This window comes from Ciceribacter thiooxidans, assembly GCF_014126615.1.
Lineage (GTDB): Bacteria > Pseudomonadota > Alphaproteobacteria > Rhizobiales > Rhizobiaceae > Allorhizobium > Allorhizobium thiooxidans.
This window is the reverse complement of the sequence record NZ_CP059897.1, coordinates 391885-410116: the sequence shown is the minus strand read 5'-3', so window position 1 is coordinate 410116 and position 18232 is coordinate 391885. Positions and strand designations below refer to the sequence as shown.

The window sequence follows — 18232 nt, the reverse complement described above, 5'->3', positions numbered from 1 at the left end:
CACAATGTTGGTCCATCGAAACTGAAAGGAAGTCTGCCTCGTCAACCACGACAACCAATTGTTAACCGTTTGGCGGGGATGACGCCATAACCTCTGGTTGATTATTGTCATTCGTGGCATGCAACTGCAAAGTCCAAACTTTGCAGGTATCGCCGATGAGCAGGTCATTGCCGGATGGTCGGGAGGCGGGATTTTCGCGCAGCGCCGTTGGCGTTGCGGTGCAAACGGATGTTCCGTCGCTTGCGGCGTCGCTGATTGGGCGGCCACTCTTCGGCGAAGCGCTGGTGTCCTATTGCGCGGAGATGATCCGTCCACCGGACGTGCTGTGGCCGATCAACAAGCTGTTCGGGCAGAGCATGCGCTACATTGTCTGCTTTGATCTCATCGGGAACTATGCGCGGTGGCGCCGCGATGGGACAGCTCCGCCGACCTTGACGGCCTTACAGCGGAAGGTGCCGGCGAGCGCGCGGCAGGTTGCGAGTTTCGTCGACGCACTTCGGCATCGAGGTTACGTGATTGCGGAACCCGGCGGAGACCGCCGTAGCCTTCATCTGCGTCCATCCCCGGCGCTTCTCACGGAAATCGCGCGCTCTCCGCTCGCTTTCCTTCGGGCCTGCGAGCACATTCTTCCGGCATCGCTCACCGACCGTATCCGCGACGACGAGATCCTGCTCGCCGACTGGCTCGGTCGCGCGGCGGAGCGGTTCCATGACGAGGATATCTATTTCTCGCCGTTCTCGACGATTGTTCAGTTCGCCGAACGCGACAGCGGCTATCCTCTGCTTGCCGCCGTCATGGGCGCGAATTATGCGGCACGGTCGGGGAGCACGACGTTCACGCTTCCGCTGACCTACGCGGCACTGGCGGAACGGTTTCGGGTTTCAAGGCAGCACGTGGGCAATCTCCTGATCGAAGCCAGACAGCAAGGTTGGTTCTCGGTTACCCAGGGCGGACAATCCGTTGCCGTATCCGTCGACCTGGTGCGGGAATTCGAAGGATGGGCAGCGAGCCAGATGGCCCTCTATCGCGTCATTGCCGAAGAGATCACCGGCAGGGAGTGACGACGGGGCGTTCCGCCCCAAAGAGAGGATCGTCGGACCGGTCGCCTTCGTCTTTTGTCATCGACACACCTGTCCGGCAGGCGAATTCAGGCTATGTCTGCAGACGATGACGCAAGGAGGACCTTTCGTGACCGTCAGACGCATCGTTGCCAATATTGCCTGTGTCCGACCCGAAGATGCAAAAACCTTCTACGGCGACATCCTCGGACTTGAGGTCGTCATGGATCACGGCTGGATCCGGACATTTGCAAGTGATGCCCAGGCGAGAGTGCAGGTGAGCTTCGCATCCGAAGGCGGTTCCGGCACACCAGTCCCCGACCTCTCGATAGAAGTCGACGATCTGGACGATGTGCTGGATCGCCTTTCGACGGCGGGCCTTCCCGTAGAATACGGGCCGGCGGTGGAGCCGTGGGGCGTGCGCCGGTTTTTCGTCCGCGACCCGTTCGGCCAGCTGGTGAACATCCTCGTACACGTCTAGAGTCGTACGCTGCTTGCGTCGGCCGCCAGCGGAGACAGAAGGCGCAATACCATCGCGGATTCCAGCAGCAGCAAGACGGATAACGTTGTTGAGGTTCGTGTTTCCAGGCCCGAGCGAAACTCGATGCCTCCGTCACTTGTCGTGCCGGAAGATCTTCACGATCTGGCGGCCGATCTCGTCGGGGGTCAGGCGGCCGGGGCGATACCAGCTGGAGACATTGTTGAGCAGCGTCAGCAGCAGCAGGCGGTAGACTCCGCGGTCAAGGGTCGGGTCGAGTGGCAGAGCGGCGATCAGACCGCGAAACACCAATTCGAAAGTGTCGCGCTTTTCCACCAGCCGTTCACGGATCTCCGGCGGGGCCGAGGCGAAGTCATTCATCAGTGGCATGGTCAGCGAATTGGGGTCGAGTTGGATTTCCATCATGGTGACGCAGGCCGCTTCCAGTCGTTCCCACGGATCGGAAAGCGGCGCGATGGCCGCGCGGATACGATCCTCCGCCACCTGCAGGGCGATGTCGTGGATGCGGACGAACAGCGCTTCCTTTGACTTGATGTAATGATAGAGCGAACCGCCGAGCAGCCCGACCCGCTCGCCGATATCGCGCACCGACGTCGCCGCATAGCCGCGTTCGGCAAAGAGGGTGGCGGCGGCTTCAAGGATATCGCGATGACGGTCGCTCAGGCCGCTCAGCTGCGATGCGCCCACCAGCGCGCGCCGCGGCACGCGCAGCTCCTCCCGGCGATCTCCGTCCGTCATTGCATCTCCCGGCATTCGTTCATCGTCCGACTGCAGCTCTTCAATGCTCATAGCCCAGACCGGCGCTTTTCCCAAATGCCCTTGCAACACTCTCCACTGGCTTCGCAAGCGCGAGAAGAATTTTGCACTTGCGAACTGTAACAATCGTTTGGTACATGTATCACCATCAGCTGAAGGAGGAGAGGTTGAGCGAGGCAATCAGGGAGGCCATGGACTTCGACGTGGTGATTGTGGGCGCTGGACCGGCCGGCCTTGCGACGGCGATCCGCCTCAAACAGCGCGCTCTGGAGGCGGGCCAGGAAATCTCCGTCGTCGTCGTGGAAAAGGGTTCGGAAGTCGGCGCGCATATCCTGTCGGGTGCGGTGATTGACCCTTCCGGCCTCGATGCGCTGTTGCCCGAGTGGCGGACCGACCCGGACCGGCCACTCACGACCGAAGTCACCGTCGACCGTTTCCATGTGCTCGGCCCAGCCGGCTCTGTCCGTCTGCCCAATGCGCTGATGCCGCCGTTGATGAACAACCACGGCAACTTCATTGGCTCGCTCGGCAATGTCGCCCGCTATCTCGGCGCCCAGGCCGAAGCGCTCGGCGTCGAGATCTATCCGGGCTTTGCGGCGACGGAAGTGCTTTACGACGACAATGGCGCGGTTGCCGGCATCGCCACCGGCGACATGGGGATCGGTCGTGACGGCGAGCCGAAGGACGATTTCACCCCCGGCATGGAGCTTCGGGCGAAATATACCGTGTTCGCCGAGGGCGCGCGTGGCAGCCTGACCAAGCAGCTTCTCGCCCGCTTCAACCTGACCGAGGGACGCTCGGTGCAGAAATTCGGCATCGGCATCAAGGAACTCTGGCAGGTCAAGCCGGAGACGTTCCGCAAGGGACTGGTGCAGCACTCGTTCGGCTGGCCGCTCGACATGAAGACCGGCGGCGGCTCGTTCCTCTATCATTTCGACGATCATCTCGTGACCGTCGGCTTCGTGCTGCATCTCGACTACAGGAATCCGACGCTCTCGCCCTTCGACGAGTTCCAGCGTTTCAAGACCCATCCCCTGATCCGCGACACCTTCGATGGGGCGAAGCGCATCGCCTATGGCGCTCGCGCGCTGACCGAAGGCGGCTACCAGTCGGTGCCACAGCTTGCCTTTCCCGGTGGGGTGCTCGCCGGCTGCGCGGCGGGCTTCATGAACGTGCCGCGCATCAAGGGCTCGCACAACGCCATCCATTCCGGCATGCAAGCCGCGGATGCCATGTTCGAGGCGCTCGCCGGCGGCCGCGCCAACGATACGCTCGAAGCCTATGAGGCCGGTTGGCGCACGTCGGCGATCGGGCGGGACCTGAAGCCCGTTCGCAACGTCAAGCCGCTGTGGTCGCGGTTCGGCACGGTGCTCGGTGTCGGTCTCGGCGGCATCGACATGTGGCTGCAGACGCTGTTCGGCCTTTCGCCCTTCGGCACGCTCATGCACAGGAAGGCCGATTTCGAGAGCCTGAAGCCGCTCTCGGAGGTCCCCCCGATCCGCTATCCGAAGCCGGACGGGAAGCTTACCTTCGACAAGCCGTCTTCGGTCTTCCTGTCGAACACCAACCATATCGAGGACCAGCCGGTTCATCTGAGACTTGCCGATCCCGCCATCCCGCTGACCCACAACCTGCCGCTCTATGGCGAGCCGGCGCGGCTCTACTGTCCCGCCGGGGTCTACGAGGTCGTCTATGACGACGAACCGGCGAAGACCGACCCCCGTTTCGTCGTCAACGCGCAGAACTGCGTGCACTGCAAGACCTGCGACATCAAGGACCCGTCGCAGAACATCACCTGGGTTCCGCCCGAAGGCGGCGGCGGCCCGAACTATCCCAACATGTGACGCCCAATCGCCAACAGGAAGAGAAACATGACCGCAATCTACATCGTCGACTACCTGCGCAGCCCCTTTGCACCCGCCTATCGCGGCGCCCTTGCCGGCGTACGTCCGGACGATCTCGCCGCCGGCGTCATCGAGGCGCTGGTCGACCGCTCCGGCATCGATCCGGTCGAGATTGAGGACGTGAACCTCGGCTGCGCCTTCGCCGAGGGAGAACAGGGCCTCAACATCGCCCGCTGTGCTGCGCTGATCGCCGGCCTGCCACAATCGGTCGGCGCCTCGACCGTCAACCGCTGGTGCGGCTCCTCCATGCAGGCGATCCAGATGGCGGCCGGCGCGATCGCGATAGGTGCCGGTGACGCTTTCGTCGCGGGCGGCGTGGAAAGCATGAGCCGTGTGCCGATGATGGGCTTCAACCCCATGCCGAATCCGGCCTGGAGCGACGCCCAGCGCATCGCCTTCCTAAACATGGGACTGACGGCGGAAAACCTTGCCGACCGCTATGGCATCTCGCGCGAGGAACAGGACGCCTATTCGCTGGAGAGCCAAAAGAAGGCGCTCGCCGCCCGTGCCGATGGCCGGCTGGCCGCCGAGATCGCGCCGGTTGGTGACGTCACCCAGGACGGCTGCCCGCGCGAGACGGATACGCAAAAGCTCGCCGGCCTCAAGACCGCCTTCAAGGCCGGCGGCTCGGTGACGGCCGGCAATTCCTCGCCGCTCACTGACGGTGCATCCGCGACGCTGGTCTGCTCGGAGGACTTCGTGAAGCGCCATAGCCTGACACCGCTCGCCCGCATCTCGGGCTATGCGGTCTCCGGTTGCGCGCCGGAAATCATGGGCATCGGCCCGGTCGAGGCGAGCCGCAAGGCGCTGAAGCGCGCCGGCATTTCCGCCGCCGACCTCGACGTGATCGAGATGAACGAGGCCTTCGCCGTGCAGGTGCTTTCCTGCTGCCGCGATCTCGACATCGATCCCAGCCGCGTCAACCGCGATGGCGGCGCAATTGCGCTCGGCCATCCGCTGGGTGCGACCGGCGCCCGCCTCGTCGGCAAGGCGTCCCTGCTCCTGAAGCGCGACGGCGGACGCCGCGGCCTCGCCACCCAGTGCATCGGCGGCGGTCAGGGCATCGCCATGGTTCTGGAGGCCGCGTAATCATGGCCGAGATCAGGAAAGCCGCCGTCATCGGCGCGGGCGTCATGGGTTCGGGCATCGCCGCCCATCTCGCCAATGCGGGGCTCGACGTGGTGCTGCTCGACATGGAGAAGAAATTCGCCGATGGCGGCGTCGCCCGCCAGCTCAGGGCGGGCGGCTTCATGGACCCGGCATTCGCCACGCGCGTCACTACTGGTTCGACGAAGGACGACCTCGCGCTGATCGCCGATGCCGACTGGATCGTCGAGGCTGTCGCGGAAAAGCTGGAGATCAAGCAGACGCTCTACCGCGCCATCGACGGCGTCAGGAAGAAGGGCTCGATCGTCTCCTCCAACACCTCGACCATTCCGCTGCATTTGCTGGTCGAGGGTCTCCCAGAAGATTTTGCTGCCGACTTCCTCATCACCCATTTCTTCAATCCGCCGCGCATCATGCGGCTGCTGGAACTGGTATCGGGCATGGCGACGAAACCCGAAGTCACCGCAACGATCCGTGACTTCGCGGATCGCGGCCTCGGCAAGAGCGTCGTCATCTGCAAGGACACGCCGGGTTTCATCGGCAACCGCATCGGCAACTACTGGATGGTGGTGGCGCAGAACGAGGCGATCGAACTCGGCCTCGATGTCGAGGAAGCCGACGCCATCATCGGCAAGCCGTTCGGCATCCCCTCCACCGGCGTCTTCGGACTGCTGGATCTCGTTGGCATCGACCTCATGCCGACCATCCTGCGCAGCCTGCAGAACGCGACGCCCGCCGGCGACGCGATGAAGGACTATGACGCCGAACCGGCGCTGATCGCCCGCATGATCGCGGAAAACCGTCTCGGCCGCAAAAGCGGCGCGGGTTTCGTGCGCCTTTCGCCCGACCGCAAGTCGCGCGACGTGACCGACCTCAAGACCGGCGACTACCGGCCGCAGAAGGCGGTTTCCTCCGAAAGCCTCGAGGCCGCGGGCGGCGATCCGCGCGCGCTGATGGAACATCCCGGCCTCGGCGGTCGCTATGCCTCGGTGGTTATGGAAAAGGCGCTCGCCTATGCCGCATCGCTGGTACCCGAAATCGCCGACGCGCCCGATGCCGTGGATGAGGCCATGCGCACCGGCTACGGCTGGAAGCAGGGTCCGTTCGAACTGATCGACCGGCTCGGCGCCGGCTGGCTGAAGGCGCGGCTCGAAGCGCGCGGCGTTGCCGTGCCCGCCTATCTCGCGCTTGCAGCAGAAAAGGGCGGCTTTTATTCGGTCGTCGGCGGAGAGCGCGCCAACCTTCTGCCTGACGGCAAGATCGAGCCGGTCGCCAAGGGTGACGGCGTGCTGCTCCTTTCCGACCTCAAGCTCGCCGGCAAGCCGGTCGAGGACTGGGGCGCGGCGAGCCTCTGGGATCTTGGCGACGGTGTGGCCTGCCTCGAATTCCGCACCAAGATGAACACCTTCAATCCGGCCCTGCTCGACGTCATCAACAAGGCTCTCGAACGGGCGGCGAAGGATTTCAAGGCGCTGGTCATCGGCAGCGATGCTGCCGTGTTCAGCGCGGGCGCGGATCTGCGCGTCTTCCTCGACACGGTGGAGAAGGGCGGTCGCGAGGCGCTGGGTGCCTTCATCGACCATGGCCACCGTACCTTCAAGTCCGTGAAATACGCCCCCTTCCCGGTGGTCGGTGCGGCAGCCGGTCTGGCGCTCGGCGGCGGCTGCGAGATCCTTTTGCATTGCGACGCGATCCAGGCCCATGCGGAGCTTTCCATCGGCCTCGTCGAGACCCGCATCGGCGTCGTGCCGGGCTGGGGTGGTTGCAAGGAAATGATGCTGCGCTTCTCGGCTTCCACCGCCGCCGTGCGCGGGCCGGTCGCTCCGGCGATTGCCGCCTTCAACCTGATTGCGCCGGCCAAGGTTTCGGCCAGCGCCTTCGACGCCCGCAACCTTGGCTTCCTGAAGGCCACCGACGGCATCACCATGAACCGCAGCCGGCTGATCAGCGATGCCAAGGCAAAGGCGCTCGCACTCGCGGAAGGCTATGTGCCGCCGGAACCGCCCGTGATCGCCATGTCTGGCCCGTCGGGCGCTTCGGCGATCCACAACATCATCGAAAGCGAAGCGCTCGCCGGCCGGGCCACCGTGCATGACGAGGTGGTTGGGCGCGCGCTTGCCAATGTTCTGACCGGCGGCCCTTCCGATCCGCTGAAACCGCTGACGGAAGACGATGTGATCGCGCTGGAGCGCGAGGCCTTCATCGACCTGCTCGCAACACCCGCAACCGTGGACCGCGTCAAGCACATGCTGGCGACCGGCAAGCCGCTGCGCAACTGAACAAGAAGAGGCAAGGACGCCCCATGGCTGGCTATATCCCTCCCGTCGACGACATCTCCTTCCTGCTCGGCGAGGTCTTCGACTTCGACGCGCAGGTGGCCGCCCTTCCCGGCTTTGAAGAGGTCAATACGGAACTCGCAGCGAGCGTTCTCGAAGAGGGCGGCAAGTTCTGCGCCGAAATCCTCGAACCGCTCAACCGTCCCGGCGACGAGGAAGGCTGCAGGCTGGAAAACGGGCTAGTGACGACGCCGAAGGGCGTGGCCGATGCCTACAGGGCCTTCGTCGAGGCCGGCTGGGGCGGACTTTCCGGGGATCCGGAATTCGGCGGACAAGGCCTGCCGCGCGTGCTGCAGATCCTGCTCGACGAGATGCTGTCTTCCGCCAACCTCTCCTTCGGCCTGTTTCCGGGGCTGACCCGCGGCGCGGTCGAGGCGATCGCACATCATGCGAGCGACGAACTGAAGCAGAAATATCTGCCGAAAATGATCTCCGGCGAATGGACGGGCGCCATGGCGCTCACCGAATCCTCCGCCGGCACCGACCTCGGCCTGCTCACCACCCGCGCCGAGCCGGTGGGTGACGGATCCTACGCGATCAAGGGCACGAAGATCTTCATCTCCTCCGGCGACCAGGATTTCGGCGGCAATATCGTGCATCTGGTGCTTGCCCGCCTGCCCGACGCGCCGAAGGGCGTGAAGGGCATCAGCCTTTTCCTGTCGTCCAAGTTCCTCGTCAAGGAAGACGGCTCGCTCGGTGACCGAAATCGCATGTCGGTCGGCTCGCTGGAGCACAAGATGGGCATCCACGCCCAGCCGACCTGCGTGATGAATTATGACGGCGCCATCGGCTGGCTGGTGGGCGAACCCGGCCGCGGCCTCAACGCCATGTTCACGATGATGAATGCCGAGCGCCTGTTCGTCGGCATCCAGGGGCTGGGCATCGGCGAGGCCGCAAACCAGAAGGCCGTCACTTACGCCCGCGAGCGCCTGCAGGGCCGTTCCGCCGACGGAACACGCGGTCCCGTGCCGATCATCGAGCATGCCGACGTGCGCAAGATGCTCTTGACCGGCCGCTCGCTGACCGAGGCCGGCCGCGCGCTTGCCGTCTGGACCGCGCTGCAGATGGATATCGCCGCCCGCCATCCCGATCCGGAAGCGCGCCGCAAGGCCGACGGTTTCGTCGCGCTCCTGACGCCGGTGGTGAAGGCGGCGTTTACCGATTTCGGCTTCGAGATCGCCGTCCAGTCGCAGCAGGTGTTCGGCGGCCACGGCTATATCCGTGAATGGGGCATGGAGCAGTATGTACGCGACGCCCGCATTGCCCAGATCTACGAGGGCACCAATGGCGTGCAGGCCATGGACCTCGTCGGCCGCAAGCTGCCGATGGACAACGGCAATGTGGTGCGCGGCTTCTTCGCGCTGGTGCGCAGCGAGCTTTCGGCGACGAAGGGGCGGGCCGAACTGGAAACGGTGAAGACTTCCGTCACCGAAGCCCTTGCCCGGCTGGAGAAACTGACGGAAGACTTGCTGGCCAGGGGCGCAGATCCGGTGGAGGCCGGAGCGAGCGCCACCGACTACCTGCGCTTCTTCGCGCTGGTGAGCTTCGGCTGGCTCTGGGTGCGAATGGCGGGCAAGGCCGCTGCCGATGCAACGACGCCGCTGAAGCAGCGCAAGCTTGTGCTTGCCCGCTTCTTCGCGGCCCGCCTGCTGCCACAGACTGCGAGCCTCGACGCGGCCATTCGCGCCGGCGCTGCCGATATCATGGCGCTCGACGCCGACCTGTTCTGATCGACCTTCTCCTTGGGAGGAGAAGAGCAATGTTGGCATGATGATGAGTCCGCGGCTGCTCATGTGTTCCATCGTGGGGCACATTTCCCGCCCAGATCAGCGTCAACGCGCGGGATGGCACGAATCAGAGATCAATCGGTGGATTGCAGACCCGGTCGCATGGCGCCCTCGCAACGTGTTCGATTCCTTCCATGAATATTGATCGCGAAGACAGCGACAAACAGGAGACGGTATCCGCCTCTCGCTGCACTATGAGACTTCCCACGGCGTCGGAGCAGCTTGAGGAACTTCTGGGCCATCTTGTCTCTTTCCCGGCAGGCCGCCCAAACACGACCTCGGCACATGGACCGTAGCCGACGACTGGTGTGGCCCCGTTCCGTCGCTCAGGCCGAGATCGAGATCTTCACCTGCGACGGCGGGCGATGGGCATCGGACAAGTTCACGGTATTCTCACCCGGCGGGCCTACATGGGCGAGCATGAGTTCAACAAGCGCACCAAGACCAAGCAACTGAAGCCTGTCAGCGAGACCGTTCCCGTTCCGGTCCCTCCATGGCAGTTCTGGGTCGGACGTGAATACTGAAGGTTTCCGATCCGGCGGTTTTGTTGAGCGTCCCGCAGCCGGCGTAACGAGGAATTCCCGGCGTTGATCCGCGCGGGCGACAGAGCGGCCGAAGCATTGACATCGGACGGCTCGTGTCGCTGCGATTGGCCGCCATCCATAGAGTCAGATCAGATTCGGGAGAGAGCCTGGCCGGTGTATTCCGGCCAGGCGAGTGTCGCTTCAGATGTCGCCGGAACCCATCTGTTGCGCGATGTAGTCGGCCTGGCGGATCGCCAGCGTCACGATGGTGAGCGTGGGGTTCTCAGCCGCACCGGTGGTGAATTGGCTGCCGTCGGACACGAACAGGTTCTTGATGTCGTGCGTCTGGCCATGCTTGTTGACCACGCCGTCCTTAGCCTTCTCGCTCATGCGGTTGGTGCCGAGATTGTGGGTGGACGGATAGGGCGGCGTCGGGAAGGAGCGGGTCGCCCCGACGGCTTCATATAGCGCCATGCCCTGTTTGTAGGCGTGATTGCGCATGGCCTCGTCGTTCGGATGGTCGGTGAACGAAACATCCGGGATCGGCATGCCGTACTTGTCCTTGAGTTCCTTGTGCAGGGTCACTCGGTTGCTCTCCTGCGGCATGTCCTCGCCGACGATCCATAGCCCCGCCATGTTGGCATATTGATCCATGGCCGAGGTGAAGGAGCGGCCCCAGCCGCCCGGATCGAGGAAGGCCGCCATGAACGGAATGCCGAGCGACAGCGTCTCCAGTTCGTAGCCGCCGACGAAGCCGCGTGAGGGATCATGCCTCGCCTCATCGCGGATGATGCCGGCCATGGTCGTCCCGCGGTACATGTGCACCGGCTTTTCGAACACGGCATAGACCGAACCGGTCGTATGGCGCATGTAGTTCTTGCCGACCTGGCCCGACGAGTTGGCAAGGCCGTCCGGGAACATCGAGGAATGTGAATTGAGCAGCAGGCGCGGGCTCTCGATCGAGTTGCCGGCGACGCAGACGATGCGCGCCTTCTGGCTCTTCAGATTGCCATCCTTGTCGGCATAGACGACCGCCGTCACCTTGCCCGACTTGTCGTGCTCGATCTTGACGACATGGGAATTCGGCCGCACTTCCAGCTTGCCGGTCGCTTCGCCCTTGGGGATTTCGGTGTAGAGGGTCGACCACTTGGCGCCCCATTTGCAGCCCTGGAAGCAGAAGCCGGTCTGCTGACAGCTGTTGCGGTCGTCGCGCGGCGCCGAATTGATCGCCATGTTGCCGGTGTGACATTCCTTGTAGCCGAGCTTGTCGGCGGCGGCTTTCAGGATCTTGAAATTGTTGTTGCCCGGCAGGCCCTCGATGCCGTTCGTGCGGGTCACGCCCATCTTGTCCTCGGCCTTGGCATAGTAGGGTTCGAGGTCGGAAAGCGTGATCGGCCAGTCGAGCAGATTGGCGCCTTCGACCTTTCCGTAAGTCGTCAGATCCTTGAACTCGTGCTCCTGGAAGCGCAGCGAGGCACCCGCCCAGTGGGTGGTGGTGCCGCCGACCGCCTTGACGATCCAGGCCGGCAGATTGGGGAAGTCCTTCGACACGCGCCAGCCGCCGCCGGTGGTGCGGTTGTCCAGCCAGGCGAGCTGGGCGAAGCTGTCCCATTCGTCGTTGATGAAATCCTCGTACTCATGCCGGCTGCCGGCTTCGAGAATGACGACGTCTATACCCTTTTGGGCGAGTTCGTTGCCGAGCGTTCCGCCGCCCGCACCCGAACCGATGATGACGACCACGCTGTCGTCGTTGAGATCGTAAGGCGCTGCCATGATTTCCTCCCAGGAATGTCAGATCGGCATGTGTGGAATGCGCCGCCGCTCCCATCCGCGATGGGCCTCCTCGGGCGACGATGCTGTCTCTTGGGCCGGCGTCAGAGCCACTCGAGGTCGTCGAAGCCACGCTCGATATAGCCGCCCTTGGAATAGGACTCGCCCTCGTAGCCGAAGATCGGCCACAGCTCCTTCTGGTTATAGAGGCTGACGACGAGGTCGCCGCGCACCGCCTGGAAGAAGGGGGTGGTCTCGATGTCGCGCAGGATGGCGACGCGGTCGTCCTCCCAGCCGAGGCCGCGATAGCCGCCAGCGCCCGCCCGCTTGTCGAGATCGGCGATGCCGTCCTCGATCAGCCGCTTGTGGGCTTCATCCTTGCCGGCGCGATCGTCGTGTCCCTTGACGGCGATAGCATAGAAGCGGTCGGCCAGTTGGTCGTGCGGATAGATGTCGCGGGCGAGCTTGATCAGCGTCGCCATGGTCTCGGGCTTCAGCGCCTTGGTCTCCAGCGCCCAGGCGGCCTGCGGACAGATCACTGCCGAGCCACTGATCACCAGCAGCGCGCCGGCGGTACCGCTGCGCTTCAACAGCTCGCGGCGGGAAATCCCATTCGATTTTTCGTAAAGCGTGACCACGTCATTCTCCTCCCAGGATCGTGTGGCAATGTCGGCGATGCCCTCCTCTCAGGGCCCCGTCGATGGGCGGCGCGGCTCCCCGCGCCTTCCCCTCTTGTCGGCAACGCCCATCAGGGTCCTCTAACCCGCCGGGCGATGCGCCTACTTGAAGCGCCCGTGGCGCTGCAGAACCTCGATCTTGTAGCCGTCGGGGTCGGTGATGAAGAAGAAGCGAGCCAGCAGGGCGCCGTCGCGGTTGAATTCGACGATCTTGCCGGGGTTGAGGCCGAGCGCGGTGATGCGACTGTGCTCGGCATCGAGGTCAGCGACGCTGACGGCGAGATGACCGTAGCCGGTGCCGAGGTCATAGGGCTCTTCCCGCCCCTTGTTGACGGTCAGCTCAAGCTCGAACTCGCTCTCGGCATTGCTGAGATAGATCAGCGTGAAGGTGTCGAAGTCCAGCCGTTCGGCAACGTCGAGACCGAGGGTTTTTGCGTAGAATGCCGTCGAACGCGCTTCGTCCAGGACGCGGATCATTGAGTGGATGGTTTTCGCCAAATGTGTGCTCCTTCGTTTCGCAAAGAATACGAAGAACCCGGCGGGGGCGGTAGCAGCGGATTACCGCAGCGGAAAAAATGTAGGAACGATTCTGGGCTATCCCCCGGTCGAAGACGTTTGACGGCCGCAGTGCCGAGGGCCATAGTGACAACAAAAAGCAGGAGGGAACCATGTGCGAGATCTATGCGGGCCAGGACCCTGGACGGTATCGCCCGATCAACCGTTCTGTCCGTATTGCCGGCCATTCCACCAGCATTCAATTGGAAGCGGCATTTTGGGTTCTGATCGACGAAATCGCGGAGACGCAGGGCTGTTCTACTGCCCGATTCCTGTCGGCCCTTCATGACGAGGCACTCGAGATCAATGGCTCGATTTCCAATTTCAGCTCGCTTCTGCGCACTAGTTGTCTGATTTACCTGATGAACAACAGCAAGGCGATGCCGGAACGCGTCCCATTCAAGATCATCGCGGCCAAATGATCGATGTTTCGGTTGATGGCCGGAGCGATTTAGCGCGCTGCCAGGGACTCTCTTTCGAATTGGATCCGAAGCCATCTCGATCTCGCAGTTCGTGAGTACGGCTGATCGAGCCCGCCGGCTGCCGATCTTGACGGCTACCGACCATGGCCTCTACGGGAGCGCACGTCGACTCCACCTGCCGGCGGAGGCCCTGATCGCGTGGACGGGTCGTTACGCCGGCCGCGGTGGTACGATCGGCAGGTCACGACCGACTAGGTGGTCCAGGCGCAGCCACTTTTCGAGCTGTCCTGTGATTGTACGGCTTCCGTCGAGTGTAAGCGAGCCGCACACAGCCTCTCGCCACGGACGATATCCCAGATAGACGTCGATGAGGATCGAAATTGGGCCGGCTACAATGGCATCCACGGGATGGCCCGGATCCTTGGACAGACATCCACGTCGTCAGGCTCCAGGACGAGCCAATGTAATCTCAGACCAGTCCGGCAGCGAGCGACACCTGACAAGTCGAATCGCATAACGACACGTGCGAGGGCAGCAGCGTCCGATTAATTCGCCGCCGCAGCGCCCACAGTCGACGCGTCTGCATTGGCCGTGCAGACCTCTGTCATTGCCTTAGCTGCTTATGTTCGATGTGTTTGCCAGCGCCGGGAATGGCCGCGAGGCACGCTCCGGAGCAGCGCGCCGGGGGGTAGAGCACAAGCGTCAATAGCGTGCTGCAGCCCAATATCAGAAAGACAGTTTCGGACATGTCAGCGTTTGCCTGCTGGAATGGGCGAACGCTACGGCAACGACGCGTCAGGTTCGATTGGGAAGGTGGTAGGGCGCTGCAAGAAAGTGATAATGCGCCGCGGCCGTCTGAGGAGATCGAATGACCCCTCGACAACCGCCCCGCTGTTCCAGGCCTTTTCCCACAATTGCGGTTGATTGATATAGGCCAACAACAATGTAATTATATCCGAATAGAAGAATAAAAGCGTCGTCGAGGATCGGTCCAGTAACGGGCCGACTGCGAACGAAGTTCGATGAACCGGTGGCAGGCAGCGATCGCCGGTTGATGCCGGATCGAACCGGATGGGAGGCAGGGATGGAGGTCATTGCCAAAGACCGGAGCACCGTGGAGGGCGCGAATTTCTCGAGCTACGAGGCTTTGCTCGAAGACTTCGCCTGGGACAAGGCCCGCTCCCTTCTCGACGGGCTGCCGGGTGGCGGCCTCAACATCGCCCACGAGGCGGTCGACCGCCATGTCGCTGGCGGTCTTGCTGACAAGGTCGCCATTCGTTGGATCGCCAAGGACGAGAGCCGTCACGACTTCACCTATGCCGACCTGAAGGACCGGACGAACCGCTTTGCGAATGTGCTTTCGTCGCTCGGTATCGGGAGGGGAGAGCGTGTCTACGCGCTTCTCGGGCGGGTACCCGAGCTCCACATCGCAGCGCTCGGGACGCTGAAGGCCGGCGCGGTCTTCTGTCCGATGTTCTCGCAATTCGGCCCCGAGCCGGTCAGGGCGCGCATGGAAATCGGCGACGCGCGGGTGCTGGTCACATCGGCCGCGCTCTTCAAGCGCAAGGTGGCCGGCTGGTGGCGTGAGCTTCCGGGTCTTGCCCATGTCCTCATCATCGACGGTGACGGCGAGGCGCCGCAGGGGATGTCGGACCTTCGCAAGCTGATGGCCGAGGCGTCGCCGCACTTCGAGGTGGCGCGGACCATGCCGGAAGACATGGCGCTCCTGCATTTCACGAGCGGCACCACGGGCCGGCCGAAGGGCGCGGTGCACGTGCACGAGGCGGTCGTCGCCCATCATGTCACCGGCCGGATCGCGCTCGACCTGCATCCCGACGACGTTTTCTGGTGCACGGCCGATCCGGGCTGGGTGACGGGTACCTCCTACGGCATCATCTCCCCGCTGACTAACGGCGTGACGATGATCGTCGACGAGGCGGAGTTCGACGCCGATCGCTGGTACGGCATTCTCGAGGCCGAACGGGTCAATGTCTGGTACACGGCACCGACGGCGATCCGCATGCTGATGAAGGTCGGCGCCGGGCCGGCGAAACGCCGTGATCTTTCGCGTCTTCGCTTCATGGCCAGCGTTGGCGAGCCGCTCAATCCCGAGGCGGTCGTCTGGGGCAACGAGACCTTCGGCAAGCCGTTCCATGACAACTGGTGGCAGACGGAGACCGGCGGCATCATGATCGCCAACTATGCCGCGATGGACGTAAAGCCCGGCTCCATGGGCAAGCCGCTTCCCGGGGTAACGGCCGGCATTCTCGAAAAAACTGCAACCGGCGTGCGCGAGGTGACGACTCCGATGACGATCGGACATCTGGCCCTTCGACCCGGCTGGCCATCGATGATGCGTGCCTATCTCCATGAGGAGGAGCGTTATCGCAAGTGTTTCCTCGACGGCTGGTATCTCTCCGGCGATCTCGCGATGCGGGATAGCGACGGCTATTACTGGTTCGTCGGGCGAGATGACGACGTGATCAAGAGTTCCGGCCATCTGATCGGCCCCTTCGAGGTCGAAAGCGCGTTGATGGAGCATCCGGCCGTCGCCGAAGCTGCGGTCATCGGCATTCCCGACGAGACGGCGGGGGAGGTGGTCAAGGCCTTCGTTGCGCTGAAGCACGGATACGCGCCCGGCGAGGAGCTCGAACTCGACCTGCTTGGCCATGCCCGGCGTCGTCTCGGTCCGGCCGTCGCGCCGAAACAGATCGCCTTCCGGACGAATCTTCCGAAGACCCGAAGCGGCAAGATCATGCGGCGGCTCCTGAAGGCCCGCGAACTCGGCCTTCCCGAGGGCGATATCTCCACGCTCGAGAGTGACGAAAGATGACCAGCGACAGCAGCCTCAAACCGCATCTCACCCGCGAGCATTCGCTGAACCTCCTGAAGCAGATGATTCGCATCCGACGCTTCGAGGACAAGTGTGCCGAACTCTACACCCAAGAGAAAATCCGGGGATTCCTGCACCTCTACGACGGCGAGGAGGCGGTCGCCGCCGGTGTCATTCCGCTGCTGGAGGAGAGGGATCGTCTGGTCGCCACCTATCGCGAGCACGGGCACGCACTGGTGCGCGGCGTGCCGATGGGCGCGGTGATGGCCGAAATGTACGGCAAGGCGGAGGGATGTTCCGGCGGCCGCGGGGGCTCGATGCATCTCTTTTCGAGCACCCGCAACTTCTATGGCGGAAATGCCATCGTCGGCGGCGGGTTGCCGCTTGCCGTGGGGCTCGCGCTCGCGGACCGGATGCGCGGCGAGGACCACGTCACGGCCTGCATCTTCGGAGAGGGCGCAGTCGCCGAAGGCGAGTTCCACGAGAGCCTCAACCTCGCCGCGCTCTGGGGCCTGCCGCTCCTCTTCGTCTGCGAAAACAATCGCTATGCGATGGGCACGGCGCTCGAACGGTCCGAGGCCGAGACCGACATTCATCGGAAGGCGGAAAGCTACAGGATCACGAGCGAGGCGGTCGACGGCATGGATGTGGTTGCCGCGGAGGCGGCGGCAAGGCGCGCCGTCCATGCAATCCGCGAGACCGGAAAGCCTTATTTCCTGGAGTTCAGGACTTACCGCTTCCGTGCCCATTCGATGTTCGATGCGCAGCTCTATCGCGACAAGGCCGAGGTCGAGGCATGGCGGGCCAAAGGCCCGATCGTCCGCTTCCAGTCGTGGCTCATGCAGAACGGTATCGTCCACGAGGCCGACATTGCTGCGATCGAGGCGGAGGTTGCCGGCGAGATCGCCGAGGCGGTCGCCTTTGCCGAAGCCGGCACCTGGGAGCCGCTCGAAACGTTGACGCGCGATGTCTATGCGGATGCGCGGCCGCCCGCGCCGGCTATTGTCGCGCCGTCGGCAGAAGCCGTCGAGATCAGCTACCGTGAGGCCATCAAGGCGGCGATCGTCGAGGCGCTGGAGCGGGACGAGAGAACCTTCCTGATGGGGGAAGACGTCGGGCGCTATGGCGGCTGCTATGCCGTCAGCAAGGGCCTCCTTGACCAGTTCGGGCCCGAACGCATCCGTGACACGCCGCTTTCGGAATCGGGCTTCACCGGTGCGGGGATTGGCGCGGCGATCGCCGGCATGCGGCCGATCGTCGAGGTGATGACGGTGAACTTCTCGCTGCTCGCGCTCGATCAGATCGTCAACACAGCCGCGACGCTCCGCCATATGTCGAACGGGCAATTTCCCGTCCCCGTCGTCATCCGCATGGCGACGGGCGCCGGCCGGCAGCTCGCCGCCCAGCACTCCCACAGTCTCGAGGGCTGGTATGCCCACATTCCCGGCATCCGCGTGCTCGCGCCGGCGACGCTCGAGGACGCCCGCGGCATGCTCTGGACGGCGCTTCAGGAGCCGGATCCGGTGCTGATCTTCGAAAACGTCATGCTTTACAATCGCACCGGGAAGCTTGCGGCAAATGCCGGTCCGGTCGACATCGACCGTGCCGCTGTCCGGCGTGCGGGCCGCGACGTGACGCTCGTCACCTATGGCGGGTCGCTGTTCAAGGCGCTGGGGGCCGCCGAACAACTGGCGAAAGAGGGCATCGAGGCAGAGGTGATCGACCTCAGATCGCTTCGGCCGCTCGACACGGACGCGATCCTTGCCTCGGTCGGCAAGACCCATCGGGTGCTGGTCGTCGACGAAGGCTGGAGGACGGGCAGCCTTGCCGCCGAGATCGGCATGCAGATCGCCGAGCGCGGCTTCTTCGACCTCGATGCGCCGCTTGCGCGCGTCTGCAGCGCGGAGGTGCCGATCCCCTATCCCGCCCATCTCGAGCAGGCGTCGATCCCGCAGACTGCGACGATCGTCGCGGCCGTCAAGGCAATGTTCGGAAAGGGCTGAG

General features: G+C 63.8%; 14 protein-coding genes and 1 pseudogene. 11 read left to right on the top strand and 4 right to left on the bottom strand.

Going from position 1 to position 18232, the window contains the following annotated elements:
- Positions 1-155 precede the first annotated feature (155 nt).
- The gene (locus H4I97_RS19895) at positions 156-1061 is read left to right on the top strand and encodes a MarR family transcriptional regulator (RefSeq protein ID WP_244658879.1); all 906 of its coding nucleotides are present in this window, start codon (positions 156-158) and stop codon (positions 1059-1061) included.
- Positions 1062-1188: 127 nt separating this feature from the next.
- Complete coding sequence (locus tag H4I97_RS19890) at positions 1189-1539, top strand: VOC family protein (RefSeq protein WP_182308624.1); 351 nt, start codon at positions 1189-1191, stop codon at positions 1537-1539.
- A 132-nt stretch (positions 1540-1671) separates the two neighbouring features.
- Here H4I97_RS19890 and H4I97_RS19885 read toward each other — a convergent pair whose 3' ends face one another.
- Positions 1672-2295, bottom strand: a complete 624-nt coding sequence (locus H4I97_RS19885; protein WP_182308622.1) for a TetR/AcrR family transcriptional regulator — start codon at positions 2293-2295, stop codon at positions 1672-1674.
- A 209-nt stretch (positions 2296-2504) separates the two neighbouring features.
- Here H4I97_RS19885 and H4I97_RS19880 point away from each other — a divergent pair, with 209 nt between their 5' ends.
- The 6 genes and pseudogenes from H4I97_RS19880 (at position 2505) to H4I97_RS19860 (ending at position 9971) form a co-directional block, all read left to right on the top strand.
- Complete coding sequence (locus H4I97_RS19880; RefSeq protein ID WP_378144459.1) at positions 2505-4157, top strand: electron transfer flavoprotein-ubiquinone oxidoreductase; 1653 nt, start codon at positions 2505-2507, stop codon at positions 4155-4157.
- A 27-nt stretch (positions 4158-4184) separates the two neighbouring features.
- Positions 4185-5306, top strand: coding sequence for a thiolase family protein (locus tag H4I97_RS19875; protein ID WP_182308618.1), 1122 nt, complete (start codon positions 4185-4187; stop codon positions 5304-5306).
- A 2-nt stretch (positions 5307-5308) separates the two neighbouring features.
- Positions 5309-7603 (top strand): 3-hydroxyacyl-CoA dehydrogenase/enoyl-CoA hydratase family protein, encoded by a 2295-nt coding sequence (locus H4I97_RS19870; RefSeq protein ID WP_182308617.1) that lies wholly within the window; start codon positions 5309-5311, stop codon positions 7601-7603.
- A gap of 23 nt (positions 7604-7626) precedes the next feature.
- Positions 7627-9390 (top strand): acyl-CoA dehydrogenase C-terminal domain-containing protein, encoded by a 1764-nt coding sequence (locus H4I97_RS19865; protein ID WP_182308615.1) that lies wholly within the window; start codon positions 7627-7629, stop codon positions 9388-9390.
- A gap of 77 nt (positions 9391-9467) precedes the next feature.
- A pseudogene (locus H4I97_RS24625) lies at positions 9468-9592 on the top strand (DNA-binding protein); the annotation flags it as partial.
- A 220-nt stretch (positions 9593-9812) separates the two neighbouring features.
- Positions 9813-9971, top strand: a complete 159-nt coding sequence (locus tag H4I97_RS19860; protein ID WP_378144152.1) for a recombinase family protein — start codon at positions 9813-9815, stop codon at positions 9969-9971.
- 201 nt (positions 9972-10172) lie between these two features.
- Here the strand turns inward: H4I97_RS19860 and H4I97_RS19855 are convergent, their stop codons facing one another.
- From H4I97_RS19855 to H4I97_RS19845, 3 genes are all read right to left on the bottom strand, one after another.
- Positions 10173-11744: a GMC family oxidoreductase gene (locus tag H4I97_RS19855; RefSeq protein WP_182308613.1), complete on the bottom strand. Its 1572-nt coding sequence runs from the start codon at positions 11742-11744 to the stop codon at positions 10173-10175.
- A 101-nt stretch (positions 11745-11845) separates the two neighbouring features.
- Positions 11846-12379: a twin-arginine translocation signal domain-containing protein gene (locus H4I97_RS19850; RefSeq protein WP_182308611.1), complete on the bottom strand. Its 534-nt coding sequence runs from the start codon at positions 12377-12379 to the stop codon at positions 11846-11848.
- Between the two features lie 141 nt (positions 12380-12520).
- Positions 12521-12916, bottom strand: a complete 396-nt coding sequence (locus tag H4I97_RS19845; protein ID WP_182308609.1) for a VOC family protein — start codon at positions 12914-12916, stop codon at positions 12521-12523.
- A gap of 170 nt (positions 12917-13086) precedes the next feature.
- Between H4I97_RS19845 and H4I97_RS19840 the strand changes: the two genes are divergently transcribed.
- The 3 genes from H4I97_RS19840 (at position 13087) to pdhA (ending at position 18231) form a co-directional block, all read left to right on the top strand.
- Entirely contained in the window at positions 13087-13395 is a 309-nt protein-coding gene (locus H4I97_RS19840; protein ID WP_182308607.1) for a ribbon-helix-helix domain-containing protein, read from the top strand.
- A 1084-nt stretch (positions 13396-14479) separates the two neighbouring features.
- The gene (acsA, locus tag H4I97_RS19835) at positions 14480-16228 is read left to right on the top strand and encodes an acetate--CoA ligase (protein ID WP_182308605.1); all 1749 of its coding nucleotides are present in this window, start codon (positions 14480-14482) and stop codon (positions 16226-16228) included.
- Entirely contained in the window at positions 16225-18231 is a 2007-nt protein-coding gene (gene pdhA / locus H4I97_RS19830) for a pyruvate dehydrogenase (acetyl-transferring) E1 component subunit alpha (protein WP_182308603.1), read from the top strand. The genes acsA and pdhA overlap by 4 nt, the downstream gene beginning before the upstream one ends.
- The last annotated feature ends 1 nt before the right edge of the window (position 18232 follow it).

Excerpts from the sequence above, each read along its gene's own strand:
- H4I97_RS19885 (WP_182308622.1), bottom strand. The coding sequence starts at position 2,295 with ATGACGGACGGAGATCGCCGGGAGGAGCTGCGCGTGCCGCGGCGCGCG.
- H4I97_RS19840 (WP_182308607.1), top strand. The coding sequence starts at position 13,087 with ATGTGCGAGATCTATGCGGGCCAGGACCCTGGACGGTATCGCCCGATC.
- acsA (WP_182308605.1), top strand. The coding sequence starts at position 14,480 with ATGGAGGTCATTGCCAAAGACCGGAGCACCGTGGAGGGCGCGAATTTC.
- H4I97_RS19865 (WP_182308615.1), top strand. The coding sequence starts at position 7,627 with ATGGCTGGCTATATCCCTCCCGTCGACGACATCTCCTTCCTGCTCGGC.
- H4I97_RS19860 (WP_378144152.1), top strand. The coding sequence starts at position 9,813 with ATGGGCATCGGACAAGTTCACGGTATTCTCACCCGGCGGGCCTACATG.
- H4I97_RS19870 (WP_182308617.1), top strand. The coding sequence starts at position 5,309 with ATGGCCGAGATCAGGAAAGCCGCCGTCATCGGCGCGGGCGTCATGGGT.
- H4I97_RS19880 (WP_378144459.1), top strand. The coding sequence starts at position 2,505 with ATGGACTTCGACGTGGTGATTGTGGGCGCTGGACCGGCCGGCCTTGCG.
- H4I97_RS19875 (WP_182308618.1), top strand. The coding sequence starts at position 4,185 with ATGACCGCAATCTACATCGTCGACTACCTGCGCAGCCCCTTTGCACCC.
- H4I97_RS19855 (WP_182308613.1), bottom strand. The coding sequence starts at position 11,744 with ATGGCAGCGCCTTACGATCTCAACGACGACAGCGTGGTCGTCATCATC.
- pdhA (WP_182308603.1), top strand. The coding sequence starts at position 16,225 with ATGACCAGCGACAGCAGCCTCAAACCGCATCTCACCCGCGAGCATTCG.
- H4I97_RS19895 (WP_244658879.1), top strand. The coding sequence starts at position 156 with ATGAGCAGGTCATTGCCGGATGGTCGGGAGGCGGGATTTTCGCGCAGC.